This is a genomic window from Psychrobacter sp. PP-21 (assembly GCF_033790785.1).
Classification (GTDB): Bacteria; Pseudomonadota; Gammaproteobacteria; order Pseudomonadales; family Moraxellaceae; genus Psychrobacter.
In genome coordinates this window covers 399,190-419,115 of sequence record NZ_JAMYEB010000001.1, presented here as the reverse complement: position 1 = coordinate 419,115, position 19,926 = coordinate 399,190, and the positions used below count along the sequence as shown (strand labels likewise).

The window sequence follows — 19,926 nt, the reverse complement described above, 5'->3', positions numbered from 1 at the left end:
ATCGCGGCTTTTTTATTTGGCAGAGATTATTTATCCTCTTTTTATATCTTATTGGCAGTACTCGGTGATTAACCTTTGTGTTAATCACCGAGTACTGTTATAATACGGCGCTTTATAAACTAAGCTTTTTTCTTATTATATTTTTAGGAATTAGGGCTTACCTTATAAATCTCCTTGCTATTAACATAGGGTTAATAGCTACTAATCCGTAAGGAGTCATAATGCGACATTACGAACTGGTGTTACTTGTACACCCAGACCAAAGCGACCAAGTGGTCGGCATGGTTGAGCGCTACATCAAGTTAGTTCAAGACAACAACGGTGTTATCCACCGTCTAGAAGATTGGGGCCGTCGTCAACTGGCTTACCCAATTAACAAGATTCACAAAGCTCATTACGTTCTTTTCAACATTGAAACTGACGGCGAGACTTTAGCTGAACTTGAAGAATTATTCCGCTATAACGACGCGATCATTCGTAGTCTAGTTATGCGCCGTGACGAAGCTGTCACTGAAGAGTCGCAGTTAGCCAAGAATGCCGATGAAAAACGCGCACGCAAAGCAACTACTCGTCGTCCAGACAATCGTGAAAACGATAATGACGACAACGACAACAGTGAAGACTAATTAAAGGAGAATACTCATGGCACGTTTCTATCGCCGTCGCAAATTCTGCCGTTTCACTGCTGAAGGCATCACTCACATCGACTATAAAGATGTTGAATTGCTAAAACAGTATATTAGTGATAATGGTAAAATCGTACCTAGCCGTATTACTGGTACATCTACTAAATATCAGCGTCAACTAGCGACTGCTATCAAGCAAGCTCGTTATTTATCGCTACTTCCATACACTGATAACCATCAAGGTTAACCGCTAACTAGGAATGACTCATGCAAATTATTTTGTTACAGCGTATCGTCAACCTTGGTAAACTCGGTGAAACTGTCGATGTAAAACCAGGTTACGGACGTAACTTTCTTATCCCTCAGGGCCGCGCTCTACCTGCTACTAAAGCTAACATTGAAAAGTTCGAAGCACGTCGTGCTGAGCTTGAAGCTGAAGAAGCAAAAGAGATCGCTGTTGCTCAAGAGCGTGCTGATGCACTAACTGACGTTAATGTTATCATGCGTGCTAAATCAGGTGACGAAGGCAAGCTATTTGGCTCTATCGGTACTCGCGATATCGCTGAAGCATTGACTAACTCAGGTCTAGAAGTTGACCGTGCTGAAATCAAGCTACCTGAAGGCACTCTACGTCAAATTGGCGAATACAATGTTGATATTCAGCTACACCATGACGTTACTGCTAGCATCTTAGTTACTATTCTTTCTGAAGATGGTAACAACGAAGATTCAGCTGATGAAGAAGCATCTGAAGAAGACTACTCTGAAGAGTAATTCTTTAGACAGTTAGATTTGTTCAAAAAAACCAGCAGCCTTGTGTTGCTGGTTTTTTTATTGTGTACGGTTTTTGATTAATTGTAGACTAGTTTACTGTCGTCTTGCGCAGCGCTATTCTGATAGCTTAAAATTCAATTCAATATTAGTCGGCTAAATATTAGTCGGTTATAAGTTACTTAAAAAAATACTGTCCTAACGGCGATGTTACCTATGTAATGATATAGCAACTATTTACTACAACTAACTTAAAAATGGTATACCAAACAATAAGATAGTGCCTATATAATCGTCTTTATTATCAACAGCAGAATTGATATTCTGCTGTTTTATTTACAACAGGGCGCACAAATATGAAAGACAATGAGATATACACTGATGATAAGCTTCTATGTATTCAAGGCAATGATATTTACCGAGAAGGTGAAATTTATACAGTAGGCAGAATCGTCAATGACAAGTACTTCCAATTATTGACGAGTGGCAATGATGATCATTGGTATGCCACTCATGACGAACAGGGCATCCATGTGAGCTTTGATACAACGGTATTAACCACGCCAAACAAAGCGTTTTTTGATAAAATCGCGTAGTCATATGTAGGTGTTCGTTGGTTCAATACCACATCGCTTAAATACCGCTTGTTCATACCTTGTTTTGGGCTAAAACTTTGATATGAGCATTGCGTTAGACATTATCTTTTATCAGTACAAACTGGTCACTAAATGTGGCCAGTTTTTTTGTGCCCTATCCATATAACCTATTCTAATAAAATAGACTTCAATAGTGTCGATGCCATGAAATACTTTGAACAAACGTTGATTTTCTTTTAGAATGGCTTCAATAAACAGCGGTCCGATACAGCCATATTATTTTTCAATATGGCATGGATAGAAATAGCACTATATTTCCGCTGAATATATTTCCTAGTAGCCGCCATTTGCTATAGAATATGCCCCTTCAAAATTTCGTATCGTTATTGATGTTTATAATCAGTTCAAGATGACTCATATAAAAACCTGTGCAAATAAGATTCCTGCCACTATGACATATAGTCTGAGCAGCGCTGATGCCGTATATGATTTATATAAAACTGACTGTATTTGTATTAATAATCCATTAAGTTCTAAACCATATTGAGACAGTGATGATTGTATTTTGGCTTGTACTGACCATTCTTTTTATTATTTTCGCTACTGCAAAACTGAAGTGGCATCCTTTTTTAGTATTGATTCTATCTGCTTTTTTGGTCGCGCTATTTTATCAAGTACCGCTCAATACAGTCGCAAAAACAATCTCTGATGGTTTCGGTGGGATTTTAGGATACATCGGTCTAGTTATTGTATTTGGTACGATTATTGGTTTAATCCTTGAAAAGACAGGCGCTGCTATCGTAATGGCAGAATCAGTGATCAAAGTATTGGGACCGCGCTTTCCTACTTTGACAATGTCTATCGTTGGTGCGGTGGTATCAATACCTGTGTTTTGTGACTCAGGCTATATCATCTTGAACTCTCTAAAAGAATCTTTAGCTGAGCGCTTGAACGTCTCAAGTGTGGCGATGAGTATTGCTTTGGCTACTGGTCTATATGCTACTCATACTTTCGTACCACCTACTCCAGGTCCAATCGCGGCAGCGGGGAATTTAGGACTAGAGTCCAACTTGGGTTTGGTTATCATGGTCGGTGTGGTCGTGACTGCCGTTGCGGTACTGGCTGGCTGGTGGTGGTCTAATCGCTTTCTCAATGCAACACCTGACAACACAAACGAGGCTAACGCGCCAGCAGCAGCAATGCCTGAAGGCATGAAAACTCGTGATGATTATAGTCACCTACCGTCAGCGACAATGGCGTTTTTACCTATTATTGTTCCTATTATCTTGATCTGTCTGTCTTCTGTTGCTAATTTCCCAAGTGCACCATTTGGCAGTAGCATGGTAGCTGAGATTTTAATATTCATTGGTAATCCACTGACTGCGTTACTTATCGGTTTGTTCTTATCATTCTTCTTAATCAAATCAAGCCAAAAAACGCAAGAAATTAGCGATAGCATCTCACAAGGTTTAGTTGTTGCTGCCCCTATCCTATTGATCACTGGTGCTGGTGGCGCATTTGGTGCCATGTTAAAAGTGACACCGATTGGTGATTATTTGGGTTCAACGCTATCTGCTTTGGGATTGGGTATCTTTATGCCATTTATCGTTTCTGCTGCCCTAAAAACCGCACAAGGCTCAACCACAGTCGCATTGGTTACGACTTCCGCAATGGTCGCACCTCTTCTAAACCAAATCGGTCTAGACAGCGAGCTTGGCCGGGTATTTTGTGTGATGGCAATCGGTGCCGGTGCCATGACCATCTCACATGCCAATGACAGCTTCTTTTGGATTGTGAGCCAGTTCAGTCGTATGAGCGTGGCACAAGCCTACAAAGCTCATTCAATGGCCACTGGTATCCAAGGTGTGACCAGCATCGTATTTATCTGGTTATTGACGCTAGTATTTATCTAATTCACAAGATTGGATATTTCTACAGACGTTTATTTGGCTGTTACTAAGTAAACGTTTTAAAACATGACACCATCGCAATGATCGTGTCATTACGATATTCAAAGAGAGCCGTATGAAAATTTTGATCGCCCCTGACTCGTTTAAAGAAAGTCTAGAAGCCCTCGATGTCTGCCGTGCCATTCAGTCTGGCTTTAGCCAAGTGTTTCCAGATGCTGATTACAAGCTACTGCCAATGGCAGATGGCGGCGAAGGCACATCAGCAGTGTTGTCTTATGTATTAGGGGGTCACTGGAAAGAAGTCAAAGTACACGATCCTTTGATGAGACCAATCACCGCAAAGTACTTATTGTTGCCTGACGCGACTGCGGTAATCGAAGTGGCTCAAGCGTGCGGATTGCATCTACTGACAGCTGATGAGCGTAATCCTGTTATTGCGAGTAGTTATGGTGTGGGTGAGCTGATCGAAGATGCGTTAGCAGAAGGGGCCAAGCGCATCATTATCGGTCTTGGTGGTAGCGCAACCAATGATGCAGGTCTTGGTATGCTCATGGCATTAGGTGTGACATTTCATGACATCAATGATAGCTTGCTCACTCATGGTGGCGGTGCACTTGCCAGCCTACATCATATCGACAGCACCAACCTCAATACCAAGATATTCAATACTGTATTTGAGGTCGCTTGTGATGTGACCAATCCACTCTGTGGTCTACTTGGGGCGAGCGCAGTATTTGGCCCACAAAAAGGCGCTAACCCAGAGCAAGTCAATACCTTGGACAAGGCACTGAATCACTTTGCAACAATGTGCAATCAGCATGGCTATAAAGACTGTCAACACGTCGAAGGTGCTGGCGCTGCTGGTGGTCTTGGCTATGCGATGATGACATTCTTTCAAGCTCAGCTAAAGTCAGGCTTTGACACAGTTGCCGGAGTGGCTCATCTGTCACAGCATATTGCAGAAACTGATCTTGTCATCACTGGCGAGGGTAAGCTCGATGCGCAGACCGCCATGGGTAAAGTGGCAGGCGGTATTAGCCAAATCGCTAAGGCTAGCCGTACTCCTGTTATCGCTATCTGTGGCAGCGTTGATGGACTAAAACCTGCGCAGACCAGTCAGTTCGATGTGGTCATGCCGAGTATCCAAAAAGTAGATACGATCGATAATGTGTTAGGCTCTGCTTACAACAATATTGAGACTACTGCTACTAATATTGCTGCAAGTATTAAGCTGGGTCAAAGCCTAAAGTAGCGCAACGCTCTCAAATCCATAGCTTGCACTAAACGTAAAAATATTAGATGCACCGCTCCTATATACCTGCTAGCGGTGCATCTATCGTTTTCAACATATCTATAGCCATTTTTTTATATCATCAATGACCGTATGCATTCTATTAGAGAGTACCTGCTGTCGTCTGACTGCCAGATATAGCGTTTCGCTAACGGCAACTGGCAAAGCATGGCTGTTGATGAGCTCAGGCTTTGAGTAAGCAGCTACTGCATGTGCAGGTAAAACCGTAAAGCCTATTCCTCTGCTGACAGGCTCTAAAATCAGACCAATCTGATTAGAAAATCCTTTTTTCTCAAAATCATTGATATGCTGAAATTGTTCATAGTTGGCAGTCAGTAGCATGCCTGCATGATGGGCACCATCCGGATGATCAATGAATCCAAGCTGAGTAAGCTGCTCCCAGCTCGGCTCGGTTGTCGTCGCAGGTGTCACCAGTATCAATGCTTCTTGCGCCATAGGTTTACAGCTAACCGTTTCATCCTCTGAGATATCTGTCATAAAACCCATATCAATCTCATGGTTGGCAAGTGCTTGCTCAATATCTGAGTTGGGTGCAAAACGATAATCAATCACCAGCTGTGGGTGTTGCTGCTGTAGATTTAGAAGCTTTGGATATAGCTTAAGCCCTACACTACCCGGTGACATTAGCCGTACCAACCCTTCATAAGGCGGGTCTTCACCGATACGTTGCTCTAAATTTGATAGACGCTGCAATATCTCGCCTGCTTCTTTATACAACTGCTCGCCTGCATTGGTCAGTGAGAACTGCTTACCTTGTCGAATCAACAAGTCCGTATCTAGTTGCTCTTCTAACTTACGTATGTGCTGGCTCACGCCAGACTGCGTCATGTATAAGCGCTCAGCGGTACGCGTAAAATGCCCGACCTCAGCAAGCGTGCAAAAAGTACGTAGCCATGTGATGTTTATCATTACATTTCATACTTATTTATATAATATTTGATAATTTTACATAATTAACCTGTATTTGTATACTGGCTCCACGTTAAAGAAAACGCACATCAAACAGGAGCACAAACTATGAATAACGTCTATCCAAGAAGCTTTTCGCACATTGGTCTATCAGTCCCAGACCTAGATGCTGCCGTAAAATTTTATACCGAAGTGATGGGTTGGTACACCATCATGGAACCAACTGAGATTGTCGAAGATGACAGTCCGATTGGTGAGATGTGTACTGAAGTATTTGGTGCAGGTTGGGGAAGCTTTCGTATCGCTCATTTGTCTACTGGTGATCGTATCGGAGTAGAAATTTTTGAATTCAAAAATCAAGAAAACCCTGAAAATAACTTTGAATACTGGAAAACAGGTATCTTTCACTTCTGCGTTCAAGACCCAAATGTGGAAGAGTTGGCTGAGCGTATGGTTGCCGCAGGTGGTAAAAAGCGTATGGAAAAACCGCGCTACTACTACCCTGGCGAAAAACCGTATCGCATGATCTATATGGAAGATCCGTTTGGCAACATCGTCGAGATATATAGCCATAGCTACGAGCTTATCTATAGCGAAGGTGCATACTAATCTCATTATAAATTTAACTTAGTATAGATTTAGCTTATATCTGACTGAAAAACCAATAGCGTACTCATTATCTGAGTGCGTTATTTTTTTGTGGGCTTTCTATGTCAGTCATCTATTGTATAGAATATAAGCCATGCTACTATTTAGTTAATTATATAAAATTCTAAACCAACCCATTATCAAGGATGATATATGACTCAATTAGGCACCACTCTAGACACGGATAACCTTTTGGTTGTTAGAGAAGACCATAAAGAAACCGGTGTGGTCACGCTCACCTTAAATCAACCCAAACAATTCAATACCCTATCCGTGAAAGTTCTGTCTGTCATGCAAATAGAGCTAGACAACATCGCTCAGGATAATACGATCAGAGTGGTTGTCATTCAAGCGACAGGCAAAGCATTCTGTGCGGGTCATAATCTAAAACAAATGCGCGCACACGACGATGAAGCGTTTCACCGTGCCCTATTCCAACAGTGTAGCCAGATGATGCTTACTATCAACCAGATGCCACAAGTCGTCATTGCAAAAGTACAAGGTATTGCCACTGCGGCAGGATGTCAGCTAGTCGCAGCTTGTGACTTAGCCGTTGCCGCTGATAATGCGAAGTTTGCTACCTCTGGGATAAACGTGGGGCTTTTCTGCTCTACGCCTGCCGTTGCTGTCAGTCGCAATCTACCTCAAAAGCAGGCGTTTGAGATGCTCATCACGGGAGAGTTTATCGATGCACATACCGCCCTACAATATGGATTGATCAATCGAGTCGCACCAGTAGATCAACTCGATCAAGCGCTACAATCATTAATATCAGCGATTACAGCCAAATCCTCAGTCGCAGTGAGAACGGGTAAGGATATGTTTTATAAGCAGCTGGGTATGACCCTCGAAGACGCTTATGATTATGCCAGTGACGTGATGACTTGTAATATGATGGCGGGCGATGTGGGCGAAGGCATTGATGCTTTTATTGAAAAGCGCCGAGCGGTATGGAAAGGGTGCTAATAGTCATATAAATAATTAAACTAATTTATTATAAAGCATAAAAAAGCCACGATATTGCTATCATGGCTTTTTTTACTGCTTGGCTAAAGGTGCTGCAAGCAGTCTTTACTCAGCAGCGATGGCAATCATCTCAACCAATAACTCAGGACGTGCCAGTGCTGATTCGCCGCAAGCGCGCGCTGGTGGCTCGATACCTTCAAACCACTCGTCATAAACTTCATTCATAGCTGCAAAATCAGCCATGTCTTTGATCCAAACCGTCACTGAAAGCAGTTTTGATTTATCACTACCCACTTCTTCTAATAGCGTTTGGATCTTTTCTAGACATGTCAATGTTTGCGCTTTGATATCGTCTTCTGCATTACCGACCTGACCACATAAGTAAACGGTCTGATTGTGGACGACGATTCTGCTCATGCGTGGGGTGCTATGTAATTTCTTTATCATGTTATCTACCTTTAATTTATTAATTTAAAATGGTGCTAAATTTGCTAGACGCGCTTTTAATTAGAAAAACGCTGTGCACTAAATGGTGCCAAATCTACCAATGCCGGCTTGTCATGAATCATCTCTTCAACTAGGCGCCCTGTCATTGGCCCTAAGGTAAAGCCTTGATGACTGTGACCAAACGCAAACCATAGTTTGTCATGCTTGTCAGCAGGTCCGATGACGGGCTTCATATCTGGCATACAAGGACGTGATCCAGCCCATGCTTCACTTTCAACGGCATCTTCTAATGGCAAGATTTTCTTAGCAAGTTTCAATACGGTTTTTAACTGACCAAAGTTCTTTGGCGCATTCATGGTCGTCATCTCAGCACCAGTCGTGATACGGATACCCTGCTGCATTGGACCCATGACAAAGCCTTTGTCCATATCAAACATACTATGATTGATGGTGTTCTTATCTGTTACTTTGAAATGCTGATGGTAGCCACGCATCGGGAATAACGGTAGGTTATATCCCAGTGGTCTGATCAAATCATTCGACCATGGACCTGCTGCAATGACTAATTTATCACTGTAGTAAGTATCTTTATCAGTGATAACTTTCCAGCCGTCAGCATCTTTGACGATTTCTTTAACGTCATTCTCTTTGATCGTACCCTGCATGTCTTGGAAGTTTTTTGCATAGGCTTTTACAAGCGAGCTTGGGTTTGATACTTGCCAAGAGTTTTTCCAATGAATCGCACCAACGAACCCTTCAAAATTGGCACTAGGCTCCATGGCCTTGAGTTCTTCAAGGTTCAGTACGTTATGCTCAACACCTTGGTTGCGCGCATCGATGGCTGATACTTGGGCTTCTTTGAACGTCTCTTCCGAGCGATGCAATTGCAACCAACCGTCACGAGTAATGAGCTCGTCAGCACCAGAGGCGCTGATCATAGTTTGGTGCTCACTGGTACAATGCTCAATCAGCGTCTGCCACTCAGATTCGATTTGTTTAACAGATGCTGGCGTAGAGTATTTCCAGTACTGTAATAGCGCTTGGTGATAACGCAAAATAGCTGGTATACGGTAGCGAATATCAGTACCTTGGTTCGGCAACACCCTGATCATCTCTGTCAGCTGACGCGGAAAAGGATGCGTATGAATGGCTTCGCGCTGAATTAATCCTGCATTGCCATACGAGGTCTCTGAACCTGGCAATTTCTTATCTAAGAGTAATACATTTGAGTTATTTTTTTGTAGATGCCACGCGATTGACGTGCCAACCATACCTGCACCGATAACGATCACTTCGTAGCGCATAACCTATCCTTTTCTTAGGGTGTTAATACAGAGTATCAAATATAAGGGTCGAACCGAATTAGGTGCTAATAGTAACGCATTGGGCTAAATATGAAACCCTTATCTGAAAAATATTTTCGTTATTAAATACTTTTGGTTATGCCTTTATTGGTAGAGTATTTTCAAAAGGAATAACGGAGGTACGGCGTGGTTATTTAGACATAAAAATGAAAAAGAATAAGCTAAAAATCAGCACAGTTTTCTGCTATAAACCTCATTTAATGTCACAAATATACTCTTCTTCTTTGTCTTATAAAAATAACGTAATTACGCAGTCTCATCAACAGTTACCACCACATTGGATCATCATTGTCTATGATAGGCGGTTTTACCGTTTCTACTGTTACCTCGTCGGCAGATAATTCCGCGATGAAGCGTGAGGCCATATCAAAGTATCCAGAGTAGCTAGAAAAATAGTTCGGCGCGGTCAGATACAGCTGAGTTTTTGCGCGGCTACAGGCCACATAAAACAGTTTACGCTCTTCTTCCAATGCTTCAAAGTCATCTAGCGAGCGATGATGCGGCGTGATGCCATCTACTAACGAGTTGACGAACACAACTGGCCACTCAAGCCCCTTAGCACTATGAATGGTTGAAATGGTGACCTTATCATTACTCTGTTCATCGTCAGAGCGCCCCATGACCGCGACCGAATCATTCGGTGGGTCGAGCGCAAGATTTTCTAAAAAACTATCAAGGCTGGTATGCTCTGTTGCTAAGTTCTTTAACACCCGAAAGTCTTCGGTACGCTCACGCCAATTGTCTTCAATCAGCTTTAACACAGGAATATAAAACTCAAGAATATGCTCAATGGCTGTCTCAACTGATTCAGCTTGCTGAGCATTAGTAAGCGTATGGTATAGCGGTTGTAATTGTTCGCTTTTTTTGGCAAACGGCGCTGCCAGTAACGATTCAAAGGCATTATTATCCGCGGTGATAGCTTGGGTCAACCGTGTGGCAGTAACTGCACCCACTCCTTTAAACAATGTCAATATACGGTGCCATGCAATCGTGTCATTTGGGTTATAGAGTATTTTGACGAACGCCAACACATCCTTGATATGTCGTCTTTCAATGAACTTGATACCGCCTACTACAATGAAGGGAATATTGCGCGCCATAAATTCTAGCTGTACGTAATTCGACTGAAAAGACGTACGGCACAACACAGCAAAATCGTTATAGTCAAACTCTGGCTTTAACTCGACAATCTTATCAGTGATATAACCCGCTTCTTTTGTCTCATCGCTGAGTCGTCGAAATATTGGCTTATCACCTGCTATGGGTGCGTCAGAGTGCAACTGCTTTTGATAGCCCAAGGTGATTTGCGCTGACAACGCATTGATGTAGCTTAGAATTGATGGCGTACTGCGATAATTTTGCTCAAGCTTGATAAGTTTGGCGGCGGAATATGTTTCACCGAACAGCAAAATGTTTTCGTAGTTCGCACCGCGAAAGGCGTAGATGCTTTGATTGTCATCGCCAACGACCATCAGTGACACCGAGTCAGGCTCACATATCAAATCGATCAGCTGTTTTTGAGGGATATTGGTGTCTTGGTATTCATCAACCATGACATAGCCGTACGTGCTTTGGAGTCGCTGCCTAAAGGTGTCGTTGGTTTTTAGATGACGCACCACTTGACTGATGATGTCGTCAAAATCGTACAGATGATTGGCGCGCTTATACTCATGAAAATCGATTGCTAACTGCTCGATGATAGGAATGTGTACCGCGATATCAGGGTAATTGCTTTCTATCAGGTCACGAATATGAATCCGTCTGTTTCTAGACGTTGATATGATGTTTTGCAGTGTTTTTTTGCGTGGAAAAGCTTGGGTTTTGGTTTGTGCGGGATACTTTTTTTCTTTATGCACCAAATCAATCGCATCTTCGCTATCACTGGTATCCAAAATAGTAAATCGTGGATTGATACCAAGCAGCCCAGAATACTGACGTAGCAGCATATTGCAAAAAGAATGGAACGTGCCACTCGTTATGCTGTTTAATGCCTTATCTGTTGGTAATTTATCTTCAGCTAGCTCTTCGTTTGTTAGCCTACTTGCCAGCAAAGACTTAGCGCGGTCTTTGATTTCATTCGCGGCTTTACGGGTAAAGGTCAGCAGCAATATCTCTTTAGGTGATACCCCGTTTTCGAGCAAATAGCTGGTACGGTAAGTCAATGTTTTGGTTTTGCCAGAGCCTGCGCCCGCAATGACCAACACTTTACCTTCGGTGGTAGTGGCTGCCATAAGCTGATCGGGATTTAACTCGCTGGCATAGTCAACCGTTAATCCTAAATGACTATCTAACCGTTGAGCGAGAAGCTTGGTATTTTTGACATCACTGGCATGAATTAAATTTGCCTCTAGCTTTTTTATGGCCTGCTCAAGTCGAGCAAGCTTAGGCTTCATCTCAAGGAAGTTTTGCGGATATTTATAGCGCTGTGTATCAAAGATCGAGATTGTCATCGTCAGATATTGCCTTACGTTTTATTTTGGTGCGAACTGATTGTTTTTTGGTCAGCTTTTTATCGCTGTGATATCAGGCTATAGAATCAGTATTAGCTGTTAAGTCAAACACCACACAAGTGCTTCATCGTCTTATGCTTTAGGGTACTGTTTGTATCAGATAGCTTACCATACTAAAAAGTCTTGAATAACCGCGCAAAAGTAATGCTTACCACTCATATAAGCTGCCCGACTCGTTTATGGACGCTCTATGTATACGAACCTAGCCATCGAGCAGGCTGTCATTGGCAGGCAAAAACCTTAGCATATAAAGTAACAACCTCACCCCTATTCAGGTAAATTTGCTACAATGTGCCCAATTTTGATTGACTATCTGACTGCTGTTCTAAATGCCTATTTTAAACGCGCTTCGTTTCGTACAGGTGAAGTTTTAGGCTTACGCCATAATCAGTCTGATAGTCACTACATACCAACTATTTTTATTAATACATTGAGAGAATGTTATGGGTTTTAATTGCGGCATCGTCGGCCTACCAAACGTGGGTAAATCCACCTTGTTTAATGCATTAACCAAAGCGGGTATTGCCGCTGAAAACTTTCCATTTTGTACCAAAGATCCCAATACTGGTATCGTACCAGTACCTGACCCACGCCTAAAGCAACTGACGGATATCGTCAATCCTGAGCGCGTGATGCCTACGACGATGGAGTTTGTTGACATCGCAGGGCTGGTCGCAGGCGCCTCAAAAGGTGAAGGTATGGGCAACCAGTTCCTAGCCAATATCCGTGAAACTGATGCGATTGCTCACGTCGTTCGCTGTTTTGACGATGACAACGTGGTACACGTTGATGGTCGCGTCAGCCCGATTGATGATATTGAAACCATCAATACTGAGCTGGCTTTAGCCGACTTAGAAGCCGTTGAACGCGCTATCCTTAACTTGACTAAAAAAGCCAAGGGCGGTGACAAAGACGCCAGCGCCATGCTTGATGTGTTCAAGAAGATTGAGCCATTATTAGCAGAAGGCAAAGCGGCACGTGCGGCTACTCTAGATGCTGATGAGAAAAAATTAATCAGAAGCTATGGTTTAATCACCCTAAAACCTACCATGTATATCGCGAACGTTGCTGAAGATGGTTTTGAAAACAACCCATACCTCGATGCGGTACGCGATTATGCCACTGGTGAAGACTCTATCGTGATCGCTCTATGCAACCAAATCGAAGCTGAAATCGCTCAGCTGGACGAAGACGACAAGAAAGACTTCTTGGCTGAGATGGATATGGAAGAGGCCGGTCTTGACCAAGTCATCCGCGGTGGTTACGACTTACTTGATATGCAGACCTACTTCACAGCTGGCGTAAAAGAAGTGCGCGCATGGACAGTAGCCATTGGCGCAACCGCACCGCAAGCAGCAGGCGTGATCCACACTGATTTTGAGCGTGGTTTTATTCGTGCCGAAGTCATTGCCTATGATGATTTCATCGAACATAATGGTGAGAAAGGCGCTGCCGCTGCTGGTAAATCACGTCTAGAAGGCAAAACTTATATCGTGCAAGATGGCGATGTCATGCACTTTAGATTTAACGTGTAGCTTTAGATAGTTAACACTGTTTAGTCGCTAACAAGCCGATGCTGGATATTCTCCAGCATCGGCTTTATTTTATTACTTAATTGTTATAATATAACATATCTTTTTTGTCTTACTCTAGGATTATATTGTGATCAATTCTTTTACTTTCTCCAAATTCGTAAGCATTTCTCTAATAAGCAGTGTTATGACAGTTTCACTGTTAGGTTGCCAGCCCAAAACAGACAGTGAACCAGTAGCATCTGAAGATGTAACAACCACAGACAGTCATGCAGAACATGATCATGAAGGACATGACCATGAAAGCCATAGTGACATGGATGTTCACGAAGGACATGAGCATGCAGGTCACGACCATTCTGAGCACGCCAGCAACAGCATACCGTTCACCTGTGAGCCAGCTGCTACTATCGGTGTCTCTTATTATAATGATGTTACGCCGCAGACAGCGCATCTGCTTATCGATGGTATCGAGTACGATTTGTCAGCGGCTTCTGATAGCAATGTGAATACGGATAAAGCCATCTACACCAGTGATATTGGCTTAGATAACGATCATGGTATTATCTGGCAAGTAAATGGTGACAGTGCGACATTGCGGAATAAGACAATAGACGGCACTATCGCTTCTGAAGATGAAGACGTACTTTTTGACTGTCAGAAGTCTTAATATAGTCCGTTCAATATCTATTAGTTATAAAGGCGGCGAGTGACAGTACTGTTATGAGTCAGTTAAAATAAGTCAGCTAGGCGAAACTGACACTCTATCCACTGTATAAAGGATGGACTATAGCTGTACCAAGGGCGCTATTTTGCTATGCTAGAGGCTCCCTTGGTTTCGGATGTTTTAGTATGCTAAGTACCTCTCCCTCTTTGCTGTCTTCTACCGCGCAATGGTCTCATCTTCTCAACTCGCAACGTCTTGGCGCTGCCAAAAAGCCTAACGCAAATACCAGTACACGCTCTCAGTTCCATAAAGACTACGACAGGTTGGTATTTTCTCACTCATTTCGTCAGTTAAACCAAAAAACCCAAGTCCATCCTTTGACCAATCAACTGGGCATTCATACTCGCCTCACCCATTCACTTGAGGTATCCTCTATTGGGCGCTCCTTAGGCATGATGGCAGCAGAAAAACTCCATGATAAGTTGGGCAGTGGTCTACCAGCAGGCGTCTCACCGTATGATGTCGGGGTGATAGTACAGGCCGCCTGTCTCGCTCATGATATTGGTAACCCGCCCTTTGGCCATGCTGGAGAGTACGCCATTCGTGATTGGTTTAGGCAGTCCGATCCTCAAACGATATTACAACAGCTAAGTAGCAATGAGCGACTGGACTTACTGGCTTACGAAGGCAATGCTCAAGGGTTTCGGCTCTTAGTACGCAATGAGCATCATCCTGATAAAGGCGGTATGCGTCTCACCTGCGCAACGCTAGGCGCTTTTATGAAGTATCCTTGGCTCGCCACTCACAGCAATGACACTAATGATAAAAACCACAATATACAGAAGTTCGGCTGCTTTTATAGTGAGGCTGCTCAGTTAGAGGAGCTGGCAGCGTGTTTACAGCTGCCGCGTGCCACACAACACGATGGGTTTGCTCGTCATCCTTTAGCCTACTTATTAGAAGCGGCAGACGACATCTGCTATGCCCTAATTGATTTAGAAGATGGCATTAATCTCAATATGCTCACCTATCATGAGGTTGCCACGATATTTTATGAATTGATTGGTGAGCGTCCTGATAGCGTCAGCCTGCCCGCGCACATGTCTGTTAGGCAGAGCCTCGCATCATTGCGATCACGCGCTATGATGCGTTTGGTTAATACAGTCACCGATGCTTTTGTCGCCAACAGTGCAGCGTTGCTGGCTGGTACACTGCAAGGCAGCTTGTTTGCTCACTGTGATACTAGCGTACAAAACGGTATCTTGCAGGCCAAGCAATTGGCGCGTGAAAAAATATTCAATCACCCAAGCAAAGTCAGAATGGAGCTGATGGCCAATCAATGTCTGCATCGCCTGATGGATGCTTTTGTACCATTGGCTTGGACAGGCTCTCAAGTAGACAACTTATCATCGATGTCTTTTGAGCAGCAGCGTCTACTGAGCTTACTACAGCCACATTTTGACGAACATCGCCGCGTGTTATCAGACGATATTTATGACAATATATTGAATATTTTAGATTTTATTACAGGTATGAATGACCACGAGGCTTATCGATTGGCGCAAGAACTACAAGGCCATTGGGGTACTGTGGTTTAAAAAACCAGGTACAGGTCTAGTAAATTCACACGAATTGCGCATTTTGGTCGTATTTATGCGTTGAAATGAGTATGATAAACACTTATCGGACAATTTTGAAATATTATGAGCAGTCGCGAACAAAAGAAACTTCAAACTCGGCACGCTTTTTTTAACGCCGTACTCGATCTATGTATGACAGGGCAATCTTTTAGCTCTATTAGTCTCAGGCAAGTCACCCGCGAGGTTGGCGTAGTGCCGACTGCGTTTTATCGTCATTTTGATGATATGGAGTCACTAGGGCGCGCCTTAGTCATCGAGGAGCTGGGCGGTACGCTAGCCGCGCTTAGCGATAGTCTACAAATCGGACGCAAGCGCAGTTTTGATCGTCAAATAGCCAAGAGCATTCAGCTGTTTTTGTATATGGTCAGCGACCAGCCTTATTACTGGCAGTTTTTGGTCAGTGAGCGTTATGGCGGTTCAGAAGCGGTACGCAAAGCTATTAATGAGTTAGTAAAAAAGCATGCTCAAAGCTTAGCAGATGATTTGGCGTTACAGCCAGCGTTTACGCATATCAATGCTTATGATCGCCGTTTGCTGGCTGAGGCTGGCGTAAATATGTTCTTTTCTTGGATTATCGACTGGTTGGAGTTGACCTATACTGAAGACCACGATGATGAGATCGATCTAAATGAGATCGAAGAGAATAAGCAGTTGATGCTCCATAATTGTACTCGTCAAGCACAGATGTTGTTTTATGGTGCTTACAACTGGAAATCGAGTGAAGAGACTCGCCTGCGAGATTGATGAGTCATTCACGATGATTCACTAAAAACTCGGACGAAAAGCCCAGAGTCGCTGTCCAACCACTTTGATTTCTTTGGGCGTGTCGCTATCGGTATTACTACCGTTTGGGGTTTGGTTATTATTTGACTGCTGGCTGTCATTCACTGCGGTCTTGCTGATTAAAACGGTAGCAAAGCGCTGTCTACCCCGTCCATTATCAGTCACAGCATTGTCATTTGCTGTGATAAGCGCCATAAAAGCTTGACTGTCAACTGCTAGCAACGGAACTATCGCTTGACGCTGTGCATCATCTACGTCGCTCAGATTTGCCAGCTGCCATATCTCATCGGTAGATGTCAGTGCTTGCCGTGCGCGCGCGTCGACCAATCCTTGCATCTGCTGGCTGGTTGCATCATCAATCAGTGCTGCTAACAATACTGGGCTGGCAGCATTGATGTTGATAGGCACGTAATAAGGAACCGCAGTCAGATAAGGTCGCATGGTCGCTAACGCCTCAGCGCTCACTCCCCGCACTTCTTGTAACTGATCAATACTGACAAAAGGTTGATTAGGTAAAGCGCCATTTGCAGTGCCGTTTAACTGCTTGGCGTATACTGTGCTTTCATCACCACCATCTTGATAGACATCGCTGTCCGCGTCTTGCCAATCAAGTACCGCAACAGCAATATCTGTCTCTAGGTTTAGTTGAGTCAATAATCGCTGAAAGACTGCCAGTGCAGCCGTATTAACCGCACCGCCTTGGTACAAATTATTGATATTAAAACGACCCGCCTCATCGCGTAACTCAATACTAATACTATGGTTCGCCAACGTATAAGGCGGGATTGGCTGTGCCCAAATGTCTCGCTCACTATCGGTATCGTTAAGCTGACTATCCGCGCGAATCATCGTCACTGCCAACTGTTGACCGGCATCGATATCTTGCAATAGCTGATTTTGATCAAACAATAAGCCGCTACGCCTAATAGCGACCTTTTGACTGGCCAACATCGCTCCTGCAACCACGGTAATACTCACGACCAATAGTAATATCGTAAGCAGCGCCACACCGCGCTGAGCGTTCACTGTTATTGACATATATAGCCTTTATTGCTCGGCAAGTGATGCCTGTTAAATACTACCCTCTCAATTACCATTTTCTATACTGCCATTATCTGTATTGCTGCTACCATTACTATCGTTACCATTACCCTCAGGATTGTTAGTCAAGCTTGGCGTACTTTGTGGTATCGGCTGCGGAGTAAGCGCCCACTGCCATGTGATTGGCATATCTTGATACGTAAAGTTAATAGAAACACCTTTTGGGAGCAGGACAGCATCGGGATTAGTACTCGCAGTAGTTGCTGTCTGTCCTAAGGCGGTGTTGATACTGGCGCTATTATTGACATCATCACTTGGAAATTTCGGGCTTAGCTCTGGCAGATAGGCTTGCCAACGTCCTGCGCTAATATCTTCTAATAGCACGCTGTCTAAGCTGACGCTATTGCTTCCATTTTCTAGACTAGTGTACTGCCGACGTATCAAGCGCCCATCTGCAAATACATATTCGATATGCTGGATACTTGTGCTGCTTTGATAGCGTGGGTCAGGATCAGCAAAACGTACAAAGCTGATGTGCTCACTATCTACCTTCATAAAAGGCTCAGGTACTGTTTCTCTGGTTTGCTTGCCTGCTGGACTGGTACTATCTGTACGGTTATTTGTAGGCACAGCAACACTGACGTTTGGATCGCTAAGCGCTTGGTAAGGGACTACTTGTGCCATATCTTGTTGCAGCTGCAAATAAGCATACTGTAGTACAGCCAAGTTATCCGCATGGGTTTGGGCGCGTTCACGAGCGCGGTTGACACTATCAAATACTTGCCAGCCTGCGACTGCTAGCATCGCGAATATCGCCATAGCAACCATCAGCTCGAGCAGTGTAAATCCACGCTGTCGCTTCACAGGCCATCTCCTGCTTGCCGGGTATTATCACCACCCACGTTATTAAAGTCTAAGCTTGCCGTATTTTGCTCAGCATTACTTAGCATGACACTAATATCAGTGACCGAGGTACGCGTTTGTCCATCTATGATAGGTGCCACCGATATATTAACTTCTTTTAGAGCAGGTGTGATGGCATCGCCAACTGTCATCACTATTTGCCAGTCACGACCTTGAGCATTCACGGTTTGAGTACGATTGGCGGTCAGCCATGTCTCTTGGATTCGTAAGTCAGCAGCGGCATTTTGCGCCACAAAATGAGCGAGCGTACGGGTACGCAATATATCAACCGATTTTAAATACGCACTGCTGGCACGGCTGGCTGCTACTGCCACTACTGCCAAGATAGCTAAAGCAACCATAACTTCGATTAACGTAAATCCACTCTCACGTTTAGCATTGATTGCTCTCGCCTTATTGATCCTTCTAGGACTGTTAGATCGTTTACTCACTATAGTCCCTGCCCTATCATCATACTACCATCAGGCATAATGGTAATCACTTCCCCTACTAGTCGCGAATCATGGATGACTTCAATAGTAACTGGTGTCGCTTGTCCCGTACCAAACCATAATAGCTGTGGTACGGTTTGATCACTAAACCAAGGTTGTAGCGACTGCGTCTGTCCTGTACTTGCCAGATTGATAGCGTCCAAACTTTGGACTCTGATACTGACACCAGCAGGTAACTCAGGCAAGCTCACTTCTGACTCAAGATCCCAGCTCGGTGTTGGCTGCTGCTCTCCAGTGAAGCCTGACATACCGCCCAGATCTGCAGACAGCTCCATCGAATTTTTGGACTGGCTGTCGAAATTACCTGATAGGTTGCCTGATACGCTATCAGCAGTTTGATAAGCGATATAGGGATTTGACAAGGTAACGATGACGGGCTCTATTTGACCTTGATTATCTGCTTGTAGACGTAAACCCATTGGCTGCATACGCTCAGCTGACAGTAGACGAACGTAGCTCAAGGAGTCGGTAAGGTGCTCATAAAAGGCGCGGTTTTTTCGGGATTCGCTACTCCCAACAGACAGACTCATCATGCCAGCAAATATAGACAAAATAACCACCACTACTACGATTTCAACCAGCGTAAAGCCAGTCTGCGTGGTCTTATATATCGATAAAGGAGATAATGAGTCACAAACAGTTGAAGAAGCACCGCTGTAGTGAGGGTTGGTAGTTATCGTACCAAAGTGAGGTAAACGTAAGGAACGTGAGGTTTGACTGATTAAGGCTAAAGGGCGAGTGGCCACTGAGCTGGACTGAGTCTTGACAGTGACCGGCATATTGCACCTA

The 19,926-nt window shown here is 43.8% G+C and carries 20 protein-coding genes; 12 read left to right on the top strand and 8 right to left on the bottom strand.

Annotated features, from left to right (window positions below; genetic code table 11):
- Nucleotides 1–221 precede the first annotated feature (221 nt).
- The 6 genes from rpsF to NJD71_RS01770 all read left to right on the top strand — a co-directional run bounded on the left by rpsF (nt 222) and on the right by NJD71_RS01770 (nt 5,155).
- Entirely contained in the window at nt 222–626 is a 405-nt protein-coding gene (gene rpsF, locus NJD71_RS01795) for a 30S ribosomal protein S6 (protein ID WP_101205443.1), read from the top strand.
- 16 nt (nt 627–642) lie between these two features.
- Nucleotides 643–873, top strand: coding sequence for a 30S ribosomal protein S18 (gene rpsR, locus NJD71_RS01790; protein ID WP_010198808.1), 231 nt, complete (start codon nt 643–645; stop codon nt 871–873).
- A gap of 20 nt (nt 874–893) precedes the next feature.
- Nucleotides 894–1,400: a 50S ribosomal protein L9 gene (rplI, locus tag NJD71_RS01785; protein ID WP_319050205.1), complete on the top strand. Its 507-nt coding sequence runs from the start codon at nt 894–896 to the stop codon at nt 1,398–1,400.
- 353 nt (nt 1,401–1,753) lie between these two features.
- A complete protein-coding gene (locus tag NJD71_RS01780) occupies nt 1,754–1,993 on the top strand; it encodes a hypothetical protein (protein WP_319050204.1) in 240 nt (79 codons plus the stop codon).
- 554 nt (nt 1,994–2,547) lie between these two features.
- The gene (locus NJD71_RS01775) at nt 2,548–3,906 is read left to right on the top strand and encodes a GntP family permease (RefSeq protein WP_319050203.1); all 1,359 of its coding nucleotides are present in this window, start codon (nt 2,548–2,550) and stop codon (nt 3,904–3,906) included.
- A gap of 112 nt (nt 3,907–4,018) precedes the next feature.
- Nucleotides 4,019–5,155 carry a glycerate kinase gene (locus NJD71_RS01770; RefSeq protein WP_319050202.1) on the top strand — a complete coding sequence of 379 codons (1,137 nt, stop codon included), beginning with the start codon at nt 4,019–4,021 and terminating at the stop codon, nt 5,153–5,155.
- Between the two features lie 99 nt (nt 5,156–5,254).
- On the opposite strand, the gene NJD71_RS01765 is transcribed toward NJD71_RS01770, so the two are convergent.
- Nucleotides 5,255–6,124, bottom strand: coding sequence for a LysR family transcriptional regulator (locus tag NJD71_RS01765; protein WP_319050201.1), 870 nt, complete (start codon nt 6,122–6,124; stop codon nt 5,255–5,257).
- Between the two features lie 108 nt (nt 6,125–6,232).
- Here NJD71_RS01765 and NJD71_RS01760 point away from each other — a divergent pair, with 108 nt between their 5' ends.
- The gene (locus NJD71_RS01760; RefSeq protein WP_101205448.1) at nt 6,233–6,733 is read left to right on the top strand and encodes a lactoylglutathione lyase family protein; all 501 of its coding nucleotides are present in this window, start codon (nt 6,233–6,235) and stop codon (nt 6,731–6,733) included.
- 192 nt (nt 6,734–6,925) lie between these two features.
- On the top strand, nt 6,926–7,738 hold the full coding sequence (locus tag NJD71_RS01755) for an enoyl-CoA hydratase (protein WP_319050200.1): 813 nt from the start codon (nt 6,926–6,928) through the stop codon (nt 7,736–7,738).
- Between the two features lie 105 nt (nt 7,739–7,843).
- Here NJD71_RS01755 and NJD71_RS01750 read toward each other — a convergent pair whose 3' ends face one another.
- From NJD71_RS01750 to NJD71_RS01740, 3 genes are all read right to left on the bottom strand, one after another.
- A complete protein-coding gene (locus tag NJD71_RS01750) occupies nt 7,844–8,182 on the bottom strand; it encodes a RidA family protein (protein ID WP_319050428.1) in 339 nt (112 codons plus the stop codon).
- Nucleotides 8,183–8,241: 59 nt separating this feature from the next.
- A complete protein-coding gene (locus NJD71_RS01745) occupies nt 8,242–9,489 on the bottom strand; it encodes an NAD(P)/FAD-dependent oxidoreductase (protein ID WP_319050199.1) in 1,248 nt (415 codons plus the stop codon).
- Between the two features lie 326 nt (nt 9,490–9,815).
- The gene (locus NJD71_RS01740) at nt 9,816–11,999 is read right to left on the bottom strand and encodes an ATP-dependent helicase (RefSeq protein WP_319050198.1); all 2,184 of its coding nucleotides are present in this window, start codon (nt 11,997–11,999) and stop codon (nt 9,816–9,818) included.
- Nucleotides 12,000–12,502: 503 nt separating this feature from the next.
- On the opposite strand from NJD71_RS01740, the gene ychF reads away from it, so the two are divergent.
- The 4 genes from ychF to NJD71_RS01720 all read left to right on the top strand — a co-directional run bounded on the left by ychF (nt 12,503) and on the right by NJD71_RS01720 (nt 16,642).
- Nucleotides 12,503–13,594 (top strand): redox-regulated ATPase YchF, encoded by a 1,092-nt coding sequence (gene ychF / locus NJD71_RS01735; protein ID WP_319050197.1) that lies wholly within the window; start codon nt 12,503–12,505, stop codon nt 13,592–13,594.
- 184 nt (nt 13,595–13,778) lie between these two features.
- A complete protein-coding gene (locus NJD71_RS01730) occupies nt 13,779–14,261 on the top strand; it encodes a hypothetical protein (RefSeq protein ID WP_319050196.1) in 483 nt (160 codons plus the stop codon).
- 182 nt (nt 14,262–14,443) lie between these two features.
- A complete protein-coding gene (locus tag NJD71_RS01725) occupies nt 14,444–15,856 on the top strand; it encodes a deoxyguanosinetriphosphate triphosphohydrolase (RefSeq protein ID WP_319050195.1) in 1,413 nt (470 codons plus the stop codon).
- Between the two features lie 105 nt (nt 15,857–15,961).
- Nucleotides 15,962–16,642 carry a TetR family transcriptional regulator gene (locus NJD71_RS01720; RefSeq protein ID WP_319050194.1) on the top strand — a complete coding sequence of 227 codons (681 nt, stop codon included), beginning with the start codon at nt 15,962–15,964 and terminating at the stop codon, nt 16,640–16,642.
- 21 nt (nt 16,643–16,663) lie between these two features.
- Here the strand turns inward: NJD71_RS01720 and gspK are convergent, their stop codons facing one another.
- Genes gspK through NJD71_RS01700 form a run of 4 tightly spaced genes read right to left on the bottom strand, consistent with a single transcriptional unit; the run spans nt 16,664 to nt 19,916 of the window.
- Nucleotides 16,664–17,719: a type II secretion system minor pseudopilin GspK gene (gene gspK / locus NJD71_RS01715; RefSeq protein ID WP_319050193.1), complete on the bottom strand. Its 1,056-nt coding sequence runs from the start codon at nt 17,717–17,719 to the stop codon at nt 16,664–16,666.
- A gap of 48 nt (nt 17,720–17,767) precedes the next feature.
- On the bottom strand, nt 17,768–18,586 hold the full coding sequence (gene gspJ / locus NJD71_RS01710; protein WP_319050192.1) for a type II secretion system minor pseudopilin GspJ: 819 nt from the start codon (nt 18,584–18,586) through the stop codon (nt 17,768–17,770).
- Nucleotides 18,583–19,077: a type II secretion system minor pseudopilin GspI gene (gspI, locus tag NJD71_RS01705; protein ID WP_319050191.1), complete on the bottom strand. Its 495-nt coding sequence runs from the start codon at nt 19,075–19,077 to the stop codon at nt 18,583–18,585. Before gspI ends, gspJ begins: the two co-directional genes overlap by 4 nt.
- On the bottom strand, nt 19,077–19,916 hold the full coding sequence (locus tag NJD71_RS01700) for a prepilin-type N-terminal cleavage/methylation domain-containing protein (RefSeq protein ID WP_319050190.1): 840 nt from the start codon (nt 19,914–19,916) through the stop codon (nt 19,077–19,079). Before NJD71_RS01700 ends, gspI begins: the two co-directional genes overlap by 1 nt.
- Between the last annotated feature and the right edge of the window lie 10 nt (nt 19,917–19,926).